The organism is Sinorhizobium psoraleae (assembly GCF_013283645.1).
Lineage (GTDB): Bacteria > Pseudomonadota > Alphaproteobacteria > Rhizobiales > Rhizobiaceae > Sinorhizobium > Sinorhizobium psoraleae.
In genome coordinates this window covers 130,683-147,839 of the sequence record NZ_JABEKV010000003.1, presented here as the reverse complement: position 1 = coordinate 147,839, position 17,157 = coordinate 130,683, and the positions used below count along the sequence as shown (strand labels likewise).

Annotated in this window: 22 protein-coding genes; 15 read left to right on the top strand and 7 right to left on the bottom strand. The window is 60.9% G+C overall.

Annotated elements, in window-relative coordinates; genetic code table 11:
* Positions 1 to 76: 76 nt before the first annotated feature.
* Positions 77 to 2,467 (bottom strand): phosphoketolase family protein, encoded by a 2,391-nt coding sequence (locus ILFOPFJJ_RS16605; RefSeq protein ID WP_173511675.1) that lies wholly within the window; start codon positions 2,465 to 2,467, stop codon positions 77 to 79.
* A 576-nt stretch (positions 2,468 to 3,043) separates the two neighbouring features.
* On the opposite strand from ILFOPFJJ_RS16605, the gene ILFOPFJJ_RS16600 reads away from it, so the two are divergent.
* From ILFOPFJJ_RS16600 to ILFOPFJJ_RS16590, 3 genes are all read left to right on the top strand, one after another.
* On the top strand, positions 3,044 to 3,496 hold the full coding sequence (locus ILFOPFJJ_RS16600) for a YbhB/YbcL family Raf kinase inhibitor-like protein (RefSeq protein ID WP_173511674.1): 453 nt from the start codon (positions 3,044 to 3,046) through the stop codon (positions 3,494 to 3,496).
* A gap of 121 nt (positions 3,497 to 3,617) precedes the next feature.
* The gene (locus tag ILFOPFJJ_RS16595; protein WP_173511673.1) at positions 3,618 to 3,881 is read left to right on the top strand and encodes a hypothetical protein; all 264 of its coding nucleotides are present in this window, start codon (positions 3,618 to 3,620) and stop codon (positions 3,879 to 3,881) included.
* A gap of 101 nt (positions 3,882 to 3,982) precedes the next feature.
* Positions 3,983 to 4,162 (top strand): hypothetical protein, encoded by a 180-nt coding sequence (locus ILFOPFJJ_RS16590; protein ID WP_173511672.1) that lies wholly within the window; start codon positions 3,983 to 3,985, stop codon positions 4,160 to 4,162.
* 134 nt (positions 4,163 to 4,296) lie between these two features.
* Here ILFOPFJJ_RS16590 and ILFOPFJJ_RS16585 read toward each other — a convergent pair whose 3' ends face one another.
* The gene (locus tag ILFOPFJJ_RS16585) at positions 4,297 to 4,629 is read right to left on the bottom strand and encodes a hypothetical protein (protein WP_173511671.1); all 333 of its coding nucleotides are present in this window, start codon (positions 4,627 to 4,629) and stop codon (positions 4,297 to 4,299) included.
* A gap of 140 nt (positions 4,630 to 4,769) precedes the next feature.
* On the opposite strand from ILFOPFJJ_RS16585, the gene ILFOPFJJ_RS16580 reads away from it, so the two are divergent.
* Both ILFOPFJJ_RS16580 and ILFOPFJJ_RS16575 read left to right on the top strand, forming a co-directional pair.
* Positions 4,770 to 4,985: a hypothetical protein gene (locus tag ILFOPFJJ_RS16580; protein ID WP_173511670.1), complete on the top strand. Its 216-nt coding sequence runs from the start codon at positions 4,770 to 4,772 to the stop codon at positions 4,983 to 4,985.
* A 57-nt stretch (positions 4,986 to 5,042) separates the two neighbouring features.
* A complete protein-coding gene (locus ILFOPFJJ_RS16575; RefSeq protein ID WP_173511669.1) occupies positions 5,043 to 5,480 on the top strand; it encodes a PPC domain-containing DNA-binding protein in 438 nt (145 codons plus the stop codon).
* Positions 5,481 to 5,487: 7 nt separating this feature from the next.
* Here the strand turns inward: ILFOPFJJ_RS16575 and ILFOPFJJ_RS16570 are convergent, their stop codons facing one another.
* A complete protein-coding gene (locus ILFOPFJJ_RS16570; RefSeq protein WP_173511668.1) occupies positions 5,488 to 5,994 on the bottom strand; it encodes a cupin domain-containing protein in 507 nt (168 codons plus the stop codon).
* A gap of 162 nt (positions 5,995 to 6,156) precedes the next feature.
* On the opposite strand from ILFOPFJJ_RS16570, the gene ILFOPFJJ_RS16565 reads away from it, so the two are divergent.
* Entirely contained in the window at positions 6,157 to 6,450 is a 294-nt protein-coding gene (locus ILFOPFJJ_RS16565; RefSeq protein WP_173511667.1) for a DUF3175 domain-containing protein, read from the top strand.
* Positions 6,451 to 6,462: 12 nt separating this feature from the next.
* Entirely contained in the window at positions 6,463 to 7,197 is a 735-nt protein-coding gene (locus ILFOPFJJ_RS16560) for a glutathione S-transferase (RefSeq protein ID WP_173511666.1), read from the top strand.
* Here ILFOPFJJ_RS16560 and ILFOPFJJ_RS16555 read toward each other — a convergent pair.
* Together ILFOPFJJ_RS16555 and treZ are read right to left on the bottom strand one after the other, a co-directional pair.
* On the bottom strand, positions 7,192 to 7,893 hold the full coding sequence (locus tag ILFOPFJJ_RS16555) for a UdgX family uracil-DNA binding protein (RefSeq protein WP_282438649.1): 702 nt from the start codon (positions 7,891 to 7,893) through the stop codon (positions 7,192 to 7,194). The genes ILFOPFJJ_RS16560 and ILFOPFJJ_RS16555 overlap by 6 nt on opposite strands.
* A 66-nt stretch (positions 7,894 to 7,959) precedes the next feature.
* On the bottom strand, positions 7,960 to 9,762 hold the full coding sequence (gene treZ, locus ILFOPFJJ_RS16550) for a malto-oligosyltrehalose trehalohydrolase (protein ID WP_173511664.1): 1,803 nt from the start codon (positions 9,760 to 9,762) through the stop codon (positions 7,960 to 7,962).
* A gap of 157 nt (positions 9,763 to 9,919) precedes the next feature.
* Between treZ and glgX the strand changes: the two genes are divergently transcribed.
* Together glgX and ILFOPFJJ_RS16540 are read left to right on the top strand one after the other, a co-directional pair.
* Positions 9,920 to 12,025 carry a glycogen debranching protein GlgX gene (glgX, locus tag ILFOPFJJ_RS16545; protein ID WP_173511663.1) on the top strand — a complete coding sequence of 702 codons (2,106 nt, stop codon included), beginning with the start codon at positions 9,920 to 9,922 and terminating at the stop codon, positions 12,023 to 12,025.
* Positions 12,018 to 13,061 carry a DNA topoisomerase IB gene (locus ILFOPFJJ_RS16540; protein WP_173511662.1) on the top strand — a complete coding sequence of 348 codons (1,044 nt, stop codon included), beginning with the start codon at positions 12,018 to 12,020 and terminating at the stop codon, positions 13,059 to 13,061. The genes glgX and ILFOPFJJ_RS16540 overlap by 8 nt, the downstream gene beginning before the upstream one ends.
* Before the next feature lie 22 nt (positions 13,062 to 13,083).
* Here ILFOPFJJ_RS16540 and ILFOPFJJ_RS16535 read toward each other — a convergent pair whose 3' ends face one another.
* Positions 13,084 to 13,773: a BON domain-containing protein gene (locus ILFOPFJJ_RS16535; RefSeq protein ID WP_173511661.1), complete on the bottom strand. Its 690-nt coding sequence runs from the start codon at positions 13,771 to 13,773 to the stop codon at positions 13,084 to 13,086.
* Between the two features lie 283 nt (positions 13,774 to 14,056).
* Between ILFOPFJJ_RS16535 and ILFOPFJJ_RS16530 the strand changes: the two genes are divergently transcribed.
* The 6 genes from ILFOPFJJ_RS16530 to ILFOPFJJ_RS16505 all read left to right on the top strand — a co-directional run bounded on the left by ILFOPFJJ_RS16530 (position 14,057) and on the right by ILFOPFJJ_RS16505 (position 16,568).
* Complete coding sequence (locus ILFOPFJJ_RS16530) at positions 14,057 to 14,245, top strand: hypothetical protein (RefSeq protein WP_173512471.1); 189 nt, start codon at positions 14,057 to 14,059, stop codon at positions 14,243 to 14,245.
* Positions 14,246 to 14,304: 59 nt separating this feature from the next.
* Positions 14,305 to 14,556 (top strand): DUF2934 domain-containing protein, encoded by a 252-nt coding sequence (locus ILFOPFJJ_RS16525; RefSeq protein ID WP_173511660.1) that lies wholly within the window; start codon positions 14,305 to 14,307, stop codon positions 14,554 to 14,556.
* 66 nt (positions 14,557 to 14,622) lie between these two features.
* Complete coding sequence (locus ILFOPFJJ_RS16520; protein WP_173511659.1) at positions 14,623 to 15,063, top strand: CBS domain-containing protein; 441 nt, start codon at positions 14,623 to 14,625, stop codon at positions 15,061 to 15,063.
* Positions 15,064 to 15,185: 122 nt separating this feature from the next.
* Complete coding sequence (locus ILFOPFJJ_RS16515; protein ID WP_246299670.1) at positions 15,186 to 15,698, top strand: hypothetical protein; 513 nt, start codon at positions 15,186 to 15,188, stop codon at positions 15,696 to 15,698.
* A gap of 248 nt (positions 15,699 to 15,946) precedes the next feature.
* Positions 15,947 to 16,135, top strand: coding sequence for a DUF3008 family protein (locus ILFOPFJJ_RS16510; protein WP_173512469.1), 189 nt, complete (start codon positions 15,947 to 15,949; stop codon positions 16,133 to 16,135).
* A gap of 274 nt (positions 16,136 to 16,409) precedes the next feature.
* On the top strand, positions 16,410 to 16,568 hold the full coding sequence (locus tag ILFOPFJJ_RS16505; protein ID WP_173511658.1) for a hypothetical protein: 159 nt from the start codon (positions 16,410 to 16,412) through the stop codon (positions 16,566 to 16,568).
* Positions 16,569 to 16,592: 24 nt separating this feature from the next.
* On the opposite strand, the gene ILFOPFJJ_RS16500 is transcribed toward ILFOPFJJ_RS16505, so the two are convergent.
* Positions 16,593 to 17,114 carry a sigma-70 family RNA polymerase sigma factor gene (locus ILFOPFJJ_RS16500; RefSeq protein ID WP_173511657.1) on the bottom strand — a complete coding sequence of 174 codons (522 nt, stop codon included), beginning with the start codon at positions 17,112 to 17,114 and terminating at the stop codon, positions 16,593 to 16,595.
* Between the last annotated feature and the right edge of the window lie 43 nt (positions 17,115 to 17,157).

The following is a 17,157-nucleotide window of genomic DNA, read 5'->3' as shown; positions in this document are numbered from 1 at the left end:
TTGAACATGCATGTGCGCAGGCCTGAACAAGGCGCCCTGAAGCGGCTCCGTGGAGCGGAATCCGACGTCTCGGTTGTCAATGCTCCCACTTCCAGTCACGTATTTCCGGCATGTCCTCGCCATGCTCGCGCACATAGCGGCCATGCTCATCGAGCTTGGCGCGAAGCGCTTCGACGACATGTCCGGCCTTCTCCAGCAGTCCGGGAATGCGTGAGATCGCTTCGATGGCCAGGTGGTAGCGGTCAAGTTCGTTGAGAACGGTCATGTCGAAAGGCGTGGTGGTCGTTCCCTCCTCGATGAAACCCCTCACGTGGAAATTGTCGTGGTTGGTGCGCTTGTAAGTCAGGCGGTGGATCAGGTACGGATAGCCGTGATAGGCGAAGATCACCGGCCGCGCAGTGGTAAACAGGCGGTCGAAGACATCGTCGGGCAGGCCGTGGGGATGCTGGTCGCGCGATTGCAGCGCCAGTAGATCGACCACGTTCACGACGCGGATCTGCAGCTCCGGAATATGCCGGCGCAGCAGATCGACGGCGGCGAGCGTCTCCATTGTCGGGACATCGCCGGCGCAGGCCATGACGACATCGGGCTCGCCCGAGTTGCCTTCGTTGCTGGCCCATTTCCAGATGGCGATGCCCGCTTCGCAATGCCGGACGGCCTCTTCCATCGCCATCCATTGCGGCTCCGGCTGCTTGCCGGCAACGATCACGTTTATGCGGTCGTAGGTCTTCAGGCAATGATTCGCCACCCAGAGCAGGCTGTTTGCATCCGGCGGCAGGTAGATGCGGACGATATCGGCCTTCTTGTTGGCGACCAAGTCGACGAAACCCGGATCCTGATGGCTGAAACCGTTGTGATCCTGCCGCCAGACATGGGACGTGAGCAGATAGGTGAGCGAGGATATCGGCCTGCGCCAAGCCAGTTCGCGCGAGACCTTCAGCCATTTCGCATGCTGGTTGAACATCGAATCGACGATGTGGATGAATGCTTCGTAGCAGGAAAAGAAGCCGTGCCGGCCCGTAAGCAGATATCCTTCGAGCCATCCCTGGCAGAGGTGTTCACTCAGCACCTCCATCACGCGGCCATTGCGGCCGAGCTGCACGTCATAGGGCCGGATCTCTTCCATCCAGACCCGATCGGTCACTTCGAAAACGCTGCCGAGCCGGTTCGATTCCGTTTCGTCGGGACCAAAGACGCGAAAGTTGGCATGGGACTGGTTGAGCAAGAGGACGTCGCGCAGATACTGCCCGAGGATTTTCGTCGACTGCGCTGTTGTCGCGCCCGGCCGCTCGACTGCGACGGCATAATCCTCGATCGCAGGTGTCTTGAGCTCCCGCCTGAGCAAGCCGCCATTGGCGTGCGGATTCGCCCCCATCCTTCGGGCGCCGACAGGCGCCAGTGCCCGCAGTTCCGGCTTCAGCCGGCCGTTTTCATCGAACAGTTCTTCGGGCGCATAGCTCCTCATCCAGTCTTCGAGGATCTTGCGGTGATTTCCATCTTCGCGGCAGTTGGCGACCGGCACCTGGTGCGACCGCCAGAAATTCTCGACCATCTTGCCGTCGACTTCCTTGGGGCCGGTCCAGCCCTTCGGACTTCTCAGTACGATCATCGGCCAGCGAGGGCAGGTATTGTCGGCACCGCCGTTTCGCCAGTGCTGCTGAATGGCGCGAACGTCCTGGAGCGCCTGTTCCAGTGTCGCAGCCATATGCCTGTGCATGGCAAATGGTTCGGCGCCTTCTACGAAGAGGGGGTCGTAGCCGTAACCGCTGAAAAGACTTCTTAGATCCTCGTCGCTCATCCGCCCAAGCACTGTCGGATTGGCAATCTTGTAGCCGTTCAGATGCAGGATGGGCAGCACGACGCCATCGCGGGCAGGATTGAGGAACTTGTTCGAATGCCAGCTTGCGGCGAGCGGGCCTGTCTCGGCTTCGCCGTCACCGACGACGCAGGCAACGATGAGGTCGGGATTGTCGAACGCCGCGCCAAAGGCGTGGGCGAGGGCGTAGCCCAGTTCGCCGCCCTCATGGATCGAACCGGGCGTTTCCGGCGCCGCATGGCTCGGAATACCGCCCGGAAAGGAAAACTGACGGAAGAGTTTTCTCATCCCAGCGACATCTTCGCTGACCTCCGGATAGATCTCGCTGTAGGAGCCTTCGAGATAGGTGTTCGCAACCATCCCGGGCCCACCGTGACCGGGACCGCAGATGTAGATCATCTCAAGGTCATGGGCTCTGATGACGCGATTCAAATGGGCATAGATGAAGTTGAGGCCCGGCGTGGTACCCCAGTGACCGAGCAGTCGAGGCTTGATGTGCTCCGGTTTCAACGGCTCCCGCAACAGCGGATTGTCGAGCAGGTAGATTTGTCCGACGGAGAGATAGTTGGCCGCGCGCCAGTATCGATCGACAAGCTCGGCTGCGGCATTGTCAAGGACAAATGGTGCCGATCTCGAATAAGGCTTGCGCATCTGCTTTCTCCTCGCTAGGGCCGGTGAGTTGCATGGGGCGACAGCTTAGTCTCCGCCGGCATCGTCAGAGATGACATGGATCATACCGCAGTTCTTTTTCGCCTTGGCCGGCCATGACGACGAACCGGAATCCACCGCAGTTCGTGCCGGCCCTTATCGCGAGGACGGACGGCGTCGATGGCTGGCGTTGTGCCCGTAGCGGTCATTGACCGTGATCTAGCGGTGGCGGCGGCGAAGGCAAGGCGCTTCTCACTGCGAGTCGCCACTGCACGTTTTCTTAGATCGGCACCGATTTAGAGACGGAAACATGCAGCAATTCAAAGTGCTCCAGCGACATTTGCGCGCCGAAACGACGCGCGGCGCTGCAGGCGTGCCGAAATATATTCGCTGTGGTGGAACATTCTCGGGGGCATAAGGTTTGATGAGTGGATCGCACGGAGCGCGTTCTCTGACCCAACTCTGGAGGCTCCCTGGCGGTCTCTCCTATGCTGGTTCGTCTTGTGAGCCTCGTCTCGACGAGGCTCATTTTTCGATCGTGTCAGCCCTCTCGGTGCAAAGCAAGGAAGGAACACTTGGATGACCTTCAGCTTGATCAGTCCCGTATTTGCCGATGGGCAACCCATTCCCCAGAAATATACCCGACTAGGCGAGAACCTCTTTCCACCGCTGAAGTGGACGGGCACCCCGCAGAGCTTCGCTCTGATCGTCGAGGATCCGGATGCGACGCGAGGATTGTTTCGACACTGCGTTATCATCAACATCCCGGGCAATTGGACGGAGCTGCCGCAAGCGGTGGATACCGCGCCGGATCACAGCATCAAATTCATCAAAAACGACTTCGGCAATGCTCGCTACGATGGGCCGCAGCCGCCGGCCGGGACCGGACTTCACCATTATTGGTTCAGGCTCGCGGCGCTTGATGCCGTCAACCTTTCGATTCCGGAAGAGGTCGGGGCAGAGGAAGCCTGGAAGAAGGTGCGCAAGCACCTGATCGAAGAAGCCGCGATCGTCGGCACATTCGAGCAATAGGGCGGCAGCAAGACGGCAGATACGGTCTGCGCGCCAGCGTGGCAAATGCGGCCGTTCGGAACAATCGTGATCGCGATCGATTAGACGTGCAAGCAAGTCACAGCGGGAGGGAGAGCTTCCAATGAGCGCTTCGAGCACCACGATCGACCACGACACCATCCGCAACTGGGCCGAGGCCCGCAACGGCCATCCGGCACGCGTCAAAGGCGCAACCGACGGCGGTCTTTTGCGCATCGACTTCGGCACACCGGAAGAAACGCTGGAGAAAATCTCGTGGGATGAGTTCTTCGAGATCTTCGAAAAGAACAACCTGGCCTTTCTCCACCAGGACCTGACCGATGACGGACAGACCAGCCGCTTCTGCAAGTTCATCCATCGCCATTGAAGCCGTAGCTCCAACCGATCTCCGGCCGGGTTCTGGCCTCGCGCCATGGAACCGTTGCGTTGCGAGACAGTTTCTCCTTAACCGCAGGGAAGGAATTGCCGATGCCGATCAGCAAGGCGACGGATGTCGACAAGTTGAAGAGCGAGCGACGTCAAGAACCGGCCGCCGCCCGAAAGGTCAAGCCGGAAGAAATACGCAAGCTTGGCATGAGCAGAGACGAGGAAGACCTGCGGGACCGGGAGTCGCTTTTTTGGCGCGGCATCTGGATGACCGTGTTTTAGCGCAATACCAGAAATCCGCGTAACGGTTCCCCGTCCGCAAGTGATCGTTTCGATGAGCTGGGAAAGCGCACAAAAAATGCGACCGGATCGTGGGCGGTGATCCGTGTACCGAAGACGCCTCAATGGCTGCCCTATTATTCTACAGCCAGCAACTGCTCGATCTCCTGCAGGCGCGATTTCAGGCGCTGGATTTCGTCCCGTTTCTCTGCAACCACGTCCTTCGCCGTCTCCAGCCTGTCGGCACCTGGCACAGTTCCGACCGCCGTGTGGGCCTCCGTCGCGATCGCGTCGATTTCGGTCTCGAGTTCGGCAATGCGGTTGCGCAACTCATCGAGCTGACTCTGGACGCTTTGGTCGCGATTGTTGCGAGAACCCGCGCCCCAGGCATCGATCGGTTCGTCGACGCCGGGAGGGTCGAGCGGGCGGGCATGGATCGAGCTCGATCCTGGTTTTCCGCGTTTCGTCATTGGCTGATCTCCCGTAGGGCTCCAAACTCCTGATCGCGGCCGTTGTTCCGCAGGATTTTGGTGGCCGCAGACTTTTCGCCGACCGTCTGGAACTTCTGCCCACAACGGCCGTTTTTGCTGGAGCTGAACTGGGAGGTTTCATGCGCTCGGAGGAAAACCTGCAGCTTCATTTCGATCTCCTGAGCCACCGGGCGCTGCTTTCGTGCGGCGACCGGGACTACGTGCTGCCGGACAGCTATCCGACCAAGGAAATGGCCAGACTGGCCGCGCAGAAATTCGCATGGGAAACGCTCGGCCTGAAAGATCGAACCCGCGAATTCACCCAGGCCTCGGATCTGCCAGTCTGGTTGCGCTAAAGCAATTCCAGCAACGGTCTTTACGTTCGGAAACGCGTAAGTTCAAAGGGTTGGATCATGAGGTGGAGACTTCTTTCAAAAGAAGCATCAGAGGAGATATTCATCCTTGTGCTGGACCCGGGGGAGGAAGCCTTCGCCGCCATTTCCGAGTTCGCCGCAACCCAGAAGATCTCCGCGGCCTCACTGATCGCGATCGGCGCGTTCGAGAAAGCCGTCGTAGGCTGGTATGACCTGGAAAAGCGAGACTACCGCCGGATCGTGGTCGACGAGCAATGCGAAGTGTTGAGCCTGATTGGCGACATTGCGCTCGGAGAGGACGGGAAACGCAGTCTGCACGCCCATGTCGTGCTGGGGCTCAGCGATGGGACAACGCGCGGCGGCCATTTCCTCGAAGGGACCGTCAAGCCCACTCTCGAAGTAACTTTGTCGGAGACACCTGCGCATCTTCGGCGCAAGCACCATCCCGACCTTGGAATTGCCCTTATAGACGTCTGAATCCTGTTCAAGACGCCGGGCGTTGCCAGCGTGTCACCACTGGACCTGCGATGCCGAGGACCGGGTCGAGTTGGGGCAGCGGCACCGAAGCGATCGCCTCACGATCGGCGTCGGTCGCCGGCCCGCGCTGAATGTCTGCGTGCTGCCCGGGAGGATAGCCGCCTATAACGAGGAAATCGGCGCTTGCGGTGATCCGGCGATGACCGGTGCCGGCAGGCAGCACGATCACATCTCCCGCCGCTACCTCCAGTTCCTTGCCTGTCGGTCCGCCGATCAGGAGGCGTGCCTTGCCTCGGGCGATGGCCAGGACTTCGTGGGCGCGCGTATGATAGTGCTGAAAGTCGAAAACACCGTCGCGCCACATGCCTCTCCAGCCGTTGGCATGAAACCTGTCCTCGATGCCTGCTGCATTGTTTTCCCCGGCGTCGAGTGCGCCGTGGTAGATGAGGGCGGGCAGGTGCGGGTTGTTCGGCACGCCCCCGCTTTCGGCAAACATCAGCTCCTCGATATGCATCGGCTCCCTCCCGGAACGATTTTCGTCCGCTTCCGTTGGACATATGGCGTCGTACGTCTCTTCAGAGGCATGAAGGCCGCTACGACACTGCTGCATGTTTTTACCCTCGAATCGGCTCCGATTTAAGGAAACCTGCAGCAGGTTACCAAGGGAGAAACCGTGATGAGCAAGGAGAGCAAGAAGAAGAAATGGTCGCAGGAAGTGACCGAGAAGAGCGATGCGCTTGACCTTGAGGAAGGTATCTTCAAGTCCGACGATCCAGCGAAGATCGCGCATTCGCTGAAGCGGTCGGCCGAGGCGAGCGATCGGCGGAAATCCACTCCTTTCCGCTCTGCCATGTCGATGCTGACGTTCTATATAAACAGAGCCGGTGCGGGACTGAGCCGCCGCCAGAGACACGTCCTCGAAAAGGCCAAGGTCGAATTGCGAAAAGATTTCGGGCGCGAGCCCAGGTAAGGGGAGCCTTCAATGCCTTACAAGCTCTATTACTGGGACGGCATTCCCGGACGCGGCGAATTCGTTCGCCTCGCGCTCGAGGAAGCCGGAGCCGATTATGTGGATGTCGCCCGCGAGCCCGACGGGCAGGAGCGGGGCACAAGGGCGATGCTGAAGTTGCTGAGGGACGGCGACGGAGAGACGATCCCCTTTGCGCCCCCGTTTCTGAAGGATGGTGGCCTCCTCATATCGCATGTCGCCAATATCCTGTTCTATCTCGGCCCCAAGCTCGGCCTGGCGCCCCAGGACGAAGGTCTCCGCTTCGTTGCCAACGGGCTGCAGCTGACGATCACCGATTTGGTCGCCGAGATCCACGACACACACCACCCGATCGGCGTATCGCTCTATTATGAAGACCAGAAGCCGGAAGCCTTGCGGCGATCGTCCGACTTCCTGTCGGAGCGCCTGCCGAAGTTTCTCGGCTATTTCGAGCGGGTCCTGCGCCAGAATCCAAGAGCGGGGACACATGTCGTCGGCGACCGCCTGAGCTATGTCGATCTTTCGCTCTTCCAAGTTGTCGAGGGACTTCGCTACGCGTTTCCGAAGGCAATGCGGGACTACGAAGCGAATATCCCGGGCTTGATCGCTCTGCGCGATGCCGTCGCCGAACGGCCGAACATCCGCAGCTATCTGGCCTCCGATCGACGGCTCTCCTTCAACGAGGCCGGTATTTTCCGCCATTATCCGGAGCTCGACCGACAGTCATAGACGGCGCTGCTTCCGTCTTTCGTGTTCAGCTTCATAGACGGCGACCTTCGTCAAATCCTCGACGAAGCGTGCACGTTGCGCCGCCGCATCCGATCCATCCCGGATCCTGAGAAGATAGGACGGATGGATCGTCACCAGGACGGGATAGCCGGCCGGGGTGTCGATCAGGTCGCCGCGATTTTTCGTGACAGCTACGCTCCGGCCAAGCAGCGTCATCACCGCCGTGGCGCCGAGTGCAACGACGAGGTCCGGTCGAAGCTGTTCCAGTTCCGCGCCTAGCCACCAGGCGCAACGCTGGATCTCGCCCGCGTTGGGGCGGGAATGCAACCGCCGCTTGCCCCGCTGCTCGAACTTAAAGTGCTTGACCGCATTGGTGAGATAACACCTCGATCGGTCGACGCCGGCCTCGTGCAGACATTCGTCGAGAACCCGGCCGGCCGGACCGACGAAGGGGTGCCCCGCCAGGTCCTCCCGGTCGCCCGGTTGTTCGCCGACGAGAACGACGCGGGCGTCGATAGGGCCTTCGCCGAAGACGAGCTGTGTTGCGTTTTTGTAAAGATCGCAGCGTTCGCAACCTTCCGCTTGCCTCCGCAAGGCCGCTATCGAGCGGGCTTCGGCGTGGTCGCCAGAGAGGGCCGGACCGGTGCTTGCTGTTTCTCGCGGCATCTGCTGTCGAGGATTGTTCCTCGCTCCCATTGACGCCCCAAAAGCGATAGCGCGTCGAAGTTCTAACCCGAAGATGGAAATCATGTTCCGTCGGGCTTACACTCGTGCGACGGCGGCAACGATGCCCGGCCCGGGCAGTTCGCCCGCTGTCGCTGCGCGCTCACCGGACATGGTAAAAATCGGCTGACCGATGATAGGGGGCACTGCTCCTGCTTCGTCGGTGAGATTGATCCGCAGCTGCAGAACGGAACTGCCGAACTGCCAGTCGAGCGCGACGAGCCCGTCGTCGGTCTGACGTATGCGGTGGTCGGGCAGACCGGGCTTCTCCAGCAAAGGGGCGATATGCCGCTGACGGATGTCGGCAAGCTCGCGGATGAAGGCGACATGCCGTCTGCCCGCCGGGCTTTCCGCCCGGTCCCATTGCAATTTCGATGCGGCGAATGTCCGCGGGTCGAGCGGATCGGGCAAATCCGCCATGGTCGCGCCAGGCGGCATGCCACCGAAATTCTCGGCCTCCCGCTGGCGTCCGGAGCGAATGGCCTCGGCGATCTGGCCCTGATAGTCCGCAAAGAAGCAAAACGGTTGGGTCTCACCATATTCCTCGCCCATGAAAAGAAGCGGAACTTGCGGAACGAGCATCAGCGTCGCGGTCAGAACCCGCATCAGATCCTCTCCGACAAGCGAGGCGAGGCGCTCGCCGAAGGCGCGGTTTCCGACCTGGTCATGGTTCTGCAGGAAATTGACGCGTGCCTGCGGCGGCACCCGGTCGCCCGTCCAGGGCGACGAAATCTCCTTTCCCTCGGCGGGTGACGCGAAACCTTCGGCCATGGCCTCGCGAATTTTCCGCCACGTGTCCACGGCAAAGGGTTGGTAGTGGCCCTTGGTTTCTCCCGTCGCCGCGACATGCAGTGCGTTGTGAAGATCATCGTTCCACGCGGCGGTGAAGAGTTCGGGAATCCCTCTCGATTTTCGCCCCACAAGGCTTCTGCGGCGGTGTGCATCTTCGACGACGAGATGAACGTGGCGCTCGGGAAATGTCTCGCGTATCTCGCGCGCCATTTCGACCAGGATATGTGGCTCGCGGCTGTCTCTGATCTGCTCCGTCGCATCGAGGCGCAGCCCATCGAAGCGGAAATCGCCGAGCCAATAGAGCGCATTCTCGATGAAATAGCGCCGGACGGCATCCTGTTCGACGGCGATCGAGGCTCCCCACGGCGTCGCCCGATCCGTGTTGAAGAAGTCCGCCGCGTAGCGCGGCAAGGCATTTTCTTCCGGGCCGAAGTGGTTGTAGACGACATCCAGCAGAACCATGATGCCGAGCGAATGCGCCGCATCGACGAGGGCCTTCAGGTCGTCCGGTGTCCCATAGGCATGGTGAGGCGCATAATGTAGCACGCCGTCATAGCCCCAGCCGCGCATGCCTGGATATTGGGCGACGGGCATGATCTCGATCGCGGTAATTCCGGCATCGGCAAGATGGGCGAGGTGTTCGCCTGCCGCGCGGAACGTGCCCTCCGGCGTGAAGGTGCCGGTGTGCAGCTCGCAGATGATCGCTTCTCCCCATGGCCGGCCGCGCCAGGATGCGGTCTCCCAACGATATGCGCAGTGATCGACGAGGATGGAAGGACCGGAAGGTCCGCTCTGCTGGGCTGACGATGCCGGGTCTGCGATCAGCGACCCGTCCGATAGCTGAAAACAGTATCGGTCCCCGGCTTGCGCTTTCACCGAAAGCTCGAACCATCCGCCGTCGATCGCCTGCATGTCATGGGCAGCCCCGTTGAGAATGAGGCTCACGGCCCGTTCGTCGGGTGCCCACAATCGGAATCGTGCGGCATCGGCCGAAGTGAAACTGGCGCCCCAGGTTTTTCTGAAAAGTCCGGACGATTGCTCTCGCTGCATCGGCTCTGGTCCCCTGTTGAGTGCAGGGAAACTGGTCGGCTCCGGCGAAAGTTCCACCCTCTCTGTCTCACCGGCCAAAAGCGCCGGTAGGAACAATTTCTCTTCTTCCGCGTTGCACCATCGCTTTCGAACGGGCGCGGGAGGGATGATAACGGCAATGAACGTATCTTTCTCCGAACTCAATTTTCTGAAACCCGAACTCGGTGCCGAGTACACCGGCGAGGGCACGCACTTCGCGGTCTTTTCGGCCCATGCGGAGAAGATCGAACTCTGCCTGTTCTCCGAGGATGGCAGCCGGGAAACGGCACGTTTGCCGCTGCCCAAGCGCGAGGGCGATGTCTGGTCGGGTTATATCGAAGGCATCGGTCCGGGCACGCTCTACGGTTATCGCGCCCATGGCCCCTATGACCCGCACAACGGCCATCGGTTCAATCCGAACAAGCTGCTGCTCGACCCCTATGCCAAGCAGGTTGCCGGCACCTTCGTCTGGGACGATGCGCTGTTCGGTTACACGATCGACGGCACGGGAAACGACCTCTCCTTCGACGAGCGCGACAGCGGGCCCTTCATGGTCAAGGGCGTCATCCAGGACCCCGCTTTCGACTGGGCCGGCGAGGAAGCGATCCGCCGCCCGTGGACGGATACGATCATCTACGAAACCCATGTTCGCGGCATGACCATGACCCATCCGGCCGTGCCGGAGGACTTGCGCGGCACGTTCATTGGCATGGCGAGCGACCCGATCATCGACCATCTGACGAAACTCGGCGTCTCGGCCATCGAACTCTTGCCGGTCCAGTATTTCCTCGACGACCGCTATTTGATCGAACGCGGTCTCAGGAATTACTGGGGGTATCAGACGCTCGGCTTCTTCGCTCCGCAAACGCGTTACATGAAGAGCAATCGGATCACCGAATTCAAGACAATGGTGAAGCGGTTTCATGCCGCCGGCATCGAAGTCTTGATGGATGTCGTCTACAACCACACGGCCGAGGGCTCCGAGCACGGCCCGACCTTGAGTTTCCGCGGCCTCGACAACCTCAGCTATTACCGGCAATCGCCGGAAAAGCCGCGTCATACCTTCGACATGACCGGCACCGGCAACACGCTCAACGTCGCGCATCCGATGGTGCTGCGCATGGTGCTCGACAGCCTGCGCTACTGGGTGCAGGTCATGCACATCGACGGCTTCCGGTTCGATCTCGCGAGTGCGCTCGGTCGCGAGGACATTGAGTTCGACCGGGAAGGCGGCTTCTTTGACGCAATCAGGCAGGATCCGATTCTCGCTGGAGTGAAGCTCATTGCCGAGCCCTGGGATATAGGCGCGGGCGGGTACCAGCTCGGCGGCTTCCCGCATCCGTTCCGCGAATGGAACGACCGCTTCCGCGACGATGTCCGGCGGTTCTGGAAGGGGGATGGCGGCGTGGTGCCGACGCTTGCCGAGCGCATCGCGGGCTCGCCGGTGCAGTTCAATCATTCCGATCGCGGTGCGACCGCGTCGATCAACCTCGTCAGCGCGCATGACGGCTTCACGCTGACGGACACCGTTTCCTACAACGACAGGCACAATGAGGCAAACGGCGAGGAGAACCGCGACGGACACTCCGAGAACCATTCTGACAATATGGGCGTCGAAGGTCCCACCGACGACGAGGGGATCAGGAACGCACGCGCACGCCGGCGCCGCGCCATGTTTGCCACCATGATGCTCAGCCAGGGCGTGCCAATGGTCCTTGGCGGCGACGAGCTCGGAAATAGCCAGGGCGGCAACAACAACGCCTATTGTCAGGACAACGAAATCGGCTGGCTCGACTGGGCGTCCGAGGATGAGACCTTCCTGACCTTCTGCCGAAAGATGGTGGCGTTCCGTAAGGACAATCCGGCTTTGTGCCAGGAGCGGTTTCTGCGCGGCGAACCAGGTGACGACGGTCACGTCGAAATCGCCTGGTACAGGATTGACGGCCATCCGATGGACGAGGAAGCATGGCATGATGGGGAACTGCGTATCGTCGGGGTCTATATCAGCCGCAATGGCGTCGCCGAGACGACGCCGGCGAACGGTCTCTTTCTGGCTTTCAATGCCGGTGCCGATTGCGAGATCTCACTTCCCCGTGTAAATGGAACGGAGCAATGGCAGCGCGTGCTTGATACCGCCAGTCTCGATGCGGCCAGTGATGGGCCCGCACTTGTTCGCGCGGCGCAAGATCGGGCGCTTGTCGCTGCGCAAAGCGTCGCAGCGTTCATTTCGGCGGACCATGGCTAGAAACGGCGAGCCCGCGCTGGAGGAAAACGGGCTCGTTTACGTCAGCGACACCGAGCCCGGCATCAGGCGCCAACGTAAAGGCAGGGGCTTCGTCTATCGTCTGCCGGACGGTTCGGTGCTTTCCGATCCCGCGGTGAAAGCGCGCATATCGTCTCTGGGCCTGCCGCCGGCTTACGAGAACGTCTGGATCTGCCTGGATGAAAGCGGCCACCTTCAGGCGACCGGCTATGACGCGCGCGGCCGAAAGCAATATCGCTACCACAAGGAATGGCAGGCGCTCAGAAGCGGCGACAAGTTCGGACAGCTTCTGACGTTCGGAAAGGTGCTGCCGAGGATCCGCCGCACGATTCGGCGCCACATGCAGGGCGCACCCGACGACGTCCGCACCGTTCTGGCGGCGCTGGTGGCCCTGCTCGATGAAGCTCACCTGCGTGTCGGCAGTCCGGCATACGTGCAGGCGAATGCAACCTATGGCGCGACGACCTTGCTCAAGCGCCACCTCAAGCTTTCCGATGGCTGCGTCCAACTGAGCTTCACCAGCAAAGGCGGCAAGCGGGTGAGGCGGAGACTTCGTCATCCGAGATTGCAGCGGCTGCTCGAAGAGATTTCGGACTTGCCCGGCCGGCAGCTTTTTGTCTGGAAGGATGAGACCGGCACTGTGCGGTCCATCGATTCGGGGCGCCTCAACCGTTATCTCGCCGAAATATCGGGAGCGGAGATTTCTGCGAAAACATTCCGGACCTGGGCGGGAAGCGTCGCGGCATTTACCGTCGCGCGGGCCGCTGTGGAGAGGGGGGAACGGCCAACCGTCAAGCAGATGAGCGAGGCTGCCGCATCGGTCCTGCACAACACGCCGGCCATCGCGCGCGCGAGCTACATCCATCCGGAAATCATTGCGCTTGCCGGTGACGGTTCGGTTTCAGCCAGGAACCTCGACCCACGCGGCCGTGCGAACAAAGAATTACGCGCCGAAGAGGCACGCATGTTGAATTTTCTGACCCGCGCCGGGCGATCGAAGCGCCGGAAACCGAACTGAATCACCGACCTTCGCAACGCAGTCAGAGGTCGCGATCGGTGTCGCCGATTGGCCGAGGTGCCGCGCCTTTCGTCGGCTGGACCCGAATATTGTTCTGCACATGCGTAACGCCTGAAACGTCATCGGCACAGTCTTCGGCCCGGCGCTTGGCCCACTTGGAATCGACGAAACCGCTGAGTTGCACCTCGCCATTCAACACGGAGACCTCGATGTTGGAGGCGTCGAGCGCGCCGTCGTCGCTGAGCCGGTCGCTCACGTCTTCGTGGATACGGCTGTCGGAACGAGTGTAACCCTTGGGCCCTTTGCCGCGATGCTGATCCATCTCGCGTCGCCGCTCGGCCTCCTCGTCGCCGAACCAGGAGGCAACTTCGTCTCTCGCTCGATCAACGAAGCCACGTTGCCGCCTCTCTTCCGAAGGCGCTCCGTGGCCGCGGTAAGGGCGTTGCCCACTATAGCCGTAGCCGGAGCCATAATAGTCGCTAAACGCCCGTTCCCTGTTCCACCGGTCATAGTCCTCGTCCGTGCCGCGATAACGCTCCGAGCGGCGGGGTTCGGGATCCGGAAAATACATGGAATTTTCGTACTCCGCGCCGCGTGGAGCTTCGCCGAAGCGTTCGCGCGCGCGTCGCCGCTCGCGCTCATAGTCGTCGGGTGCGCCATACCGATCCCGCTCCCTTTCGTGGGACCGGTCAAAATCCTTTTTCCTCGCCATCGGTTCCTCCTTGCGCTCGTTCCTCGTGCCAATGCGATCCCAACGGCTGAGGGGCGGATCGGTTCCAGGTTTCCACGGCGGGTCGATCCGCAGTCGTTCTCGAGAGGCCCGGCCTTATCCAAGGCCCTGGACCGCGATCGGCAGGCGAGGGAGACGCCCCGCGGTCCGCGGTACGGATAACGTGTGGAACATTCACGGTCGACCGGGATTTTCAATGAAACCCGAGGCCGGGCTTCAGACCCGCATTCAGGAACGTGCCCGCATTCAGGAATGGAGCGAAAAAATGCCGAATCCGCGCCAACCGGACCCAAAACCACCGTCACCGCAGCCACCACCGCCCTGGAACCCCGAACCGCCGATCGAGGAGCCGGATCCCGACCGCCTTCCCGACGAAGTGCCGGACCCCAATCCGGACGAAAATCCGGAGCCCCCCAAACATTTCCAAACGCGCCGCAATGGGTGGAACAATTGAGCGGTCGCACCGTTTGAATTTCTGCCATCGACAGAGTTCAGCGGTGAGGAAGAAGGGACATGGACAACAACGACAGGGAAGAACTTATCCGGCGCAGAGCCTATGCGATCTGGGAAAAGGAAGGTCGCCCCGAGGGCCAGGATCAGAGGCACTGGGAACAGGCGTCGCGCGAGATGCAGCGCGAGGAAAACCGGTCGAGTACCGGCGAAAAGCAGGATCTCGAAACCGAGGGAACAACGCACGCGACCTCAACGCCGGCGTCGCCCCCCTCTGAGGGCAAGAACCGAAAAGCCGGACCGGCGGGGCGGTAGCCGCGCGAAAACCGCCGGCGGGAACGCCTGGTCGGTTGCAATCAAGAATTCACAAGGAGCAAGACCATGCACGTATCGGAAATCATGACCAGAGACGTTCATCTTGTCAGCCCGAACGAGACCATCACCGAGGTCGCAAAGCAAATGGCTGAGAACGATATCGGCTTTCTGCCCGTGGGAGATCACGACCGCCTGGTCGGCATGATAACGGACAGAGACATCGTTGTTCGGGGCGTCGCAGACGGCCTCGATCTCCAGTCGAAAGTAGGAGACATCATGACCACCGATGTCAAATACTGCTTCGAGGACGAGGAAGTGGATGACGTCGCGCGCAACATGGGCGATGTCCAGGTTCGGCGCCTGCCTGTAGTCGACCGCGACAAGCGATTGGTCGGCGTCGTATCGCTCGCCGATGCTGCCCGCGAGCAGCCCGCGATTGCCGGCACCGGTCTTAAAGGCGTGACGGTTCCCGGCGGCGCTCACAACCAGTCCGAACGAAGCGGCTAAGACACACGCGATCGCGTCCGGTCTATTCTTCGGTACGGGTCAGCCTGCTTTGGTCGCAGTCAGAGCGCAAGGCGGAACAAAAGGCATGCCTTGCGCTTTTCTTGCAACGAAGGAGTCCGGAGATGCCAGCGAAGCAATACAGCGGCGGCAACGGCGCAGACCCGCGTCGAGCGCAACCAGGCTCGCGTGAAGCGAGGCATGCGGGCAGATCGCCGAGAACAGGAAAGCCCCAAGAGTCCCGGAAGGAAGAGGCTTGGAAGGCGGCGGAACTTGGCCTGCCCGAGGCGGAAGACAGGGCCTCGGTGAGCGAACATGTCGCCGATGCCGGCGACGCCGTTGGCTGGACGCCAAGCACGAGTGATGAAGAGGCCGCACGGGCAGATCCGCCGCAGCCGCGACCGCGCGACTATGGCGAAACCATACGCACGGCGGTGAAATACGTGCCGGGACACGAACCTCGCGGCGACCAGGCGACGGCCGAGAGTGACGCGCAACAGGGCGACGACGGCACCGGCGGAGAAATGTGGAACCGCGTTCTTGGCGGCAACACCAATGCCGGCATGATCCGCTTTCTCGGAGCGATTGCGCTCTTCATCCTGATATTCGCGTCCCTGTTCTGGCTCTTCGCCGATTGATCGGCCGCCGCGGGATTTCTCAAGGCGAATCCCGTTTTGGGATTAGCATGATTTCAGCGTTTACCACGCAGGAAAGGGACGACGTGCGAGCCCAGGTCAACACAGCCGGCACCAAGGCCGCGGCGGCTCCAAATCTCCACTGACGCCTTTGCCACTCCTTCTCATCGAACGGAACATAATTGACGCTTGCCGGTTCCGGGGGTGTTGAAATCCGTGCGGCGCTTAAGGGCGCCCGAAGGAGAAGAGAGATGCCTGCAAAATCAAAAGCACAGCAAAAGGCTGCAGGTGCCGCGCTTGCCGCCAAGCGGGGAGAAAAGAAGAAGAGCGAGCTCAAGGAGGCTTCGAAAAGCATGGAAAAATCCATGACCGAAAAGGAGCTCGAGGAAATGGCGTCGACCAAGCGAAAGGGCAAGAAGGAGCACGTTTCGAAGTCTTGAGATGCGACGGGTACCCGTCGGCACGAGCCGAAGTTTGCAGCACTGACGGTTGACGCTTTGGCGATCCGCCAAACTCCACTGCGCAGGGGCCGTCCACCGGAATGGGCCCTCGATCGGTATGGATTTGCGCCAAAATGGTGATCGACTCCAATGGGTTACGAACCCTGCGGACAAAAACCGCATCAAACTTTTCCCATCCGGCTCTGGCGGTTTACATGGCGAACCGGGCACAATACGTTATCCTGAGATCCTCGCCACGACGAAGGACAGGCGGATGAGCGAAACCAGAGCACCCGAGGGTGCGAACGTAGACAAGGCTATCGACGAGCGGATCGCGTCGCTCATGGCGAAGATACAGAAGGAAGCTGCGCCGGAGCGGCTGCTGGAACTCGCTCGGCAACTGCAGCAAGCGCTGAATGCGCGCAGGCGCTGAGCGGATGTTCATTTCCAGCTGCGGTTAATTCAACGGATTTCCATGCATTTGAACCATCAATTCTTCGCGGGCGCGGCTGAGCCTGCTTTTGATGGTGCCGATCGCGCAATCACATATGTCGGCCGCTTCCTTGTAGCTCATGCCGAAACCGGCGACGAGGACAAGGACCTCGCGGTGCTCGGGGGTCAGTGACGCCAAAGCGTTGCGGAGCTCGCCATTGAGGACGGACCATTCCTGCGGCGGAGCCATCGGAATCGGCAACTCCGCGCAATTGGTGTTCCCAGGGCTCTCGCGCGTTCGGATCTTGTATTGCGTCCGGAAAGCGTTGCGCATGATCGTGAACAGCCAGGACTTCAGGCTGGTGCCCGGTTCAAATTGATCGATGCTTCTCAGTGCACGAAACAGGGTTTCCTGCACGAGGTCATCCGCCTCGAAGGGTACCGATGTGAACGTCCGGGCGAACGCCCGCAGAGCAGGAATCAGATCGACGACCTGCTCCTCTACGTGATGCGATTGGTGAAGCACATGGATGCCGGTGGCAGGCATATCGAATACCGCCCTTTTGCACGAACAGAACATAGGTAACGTC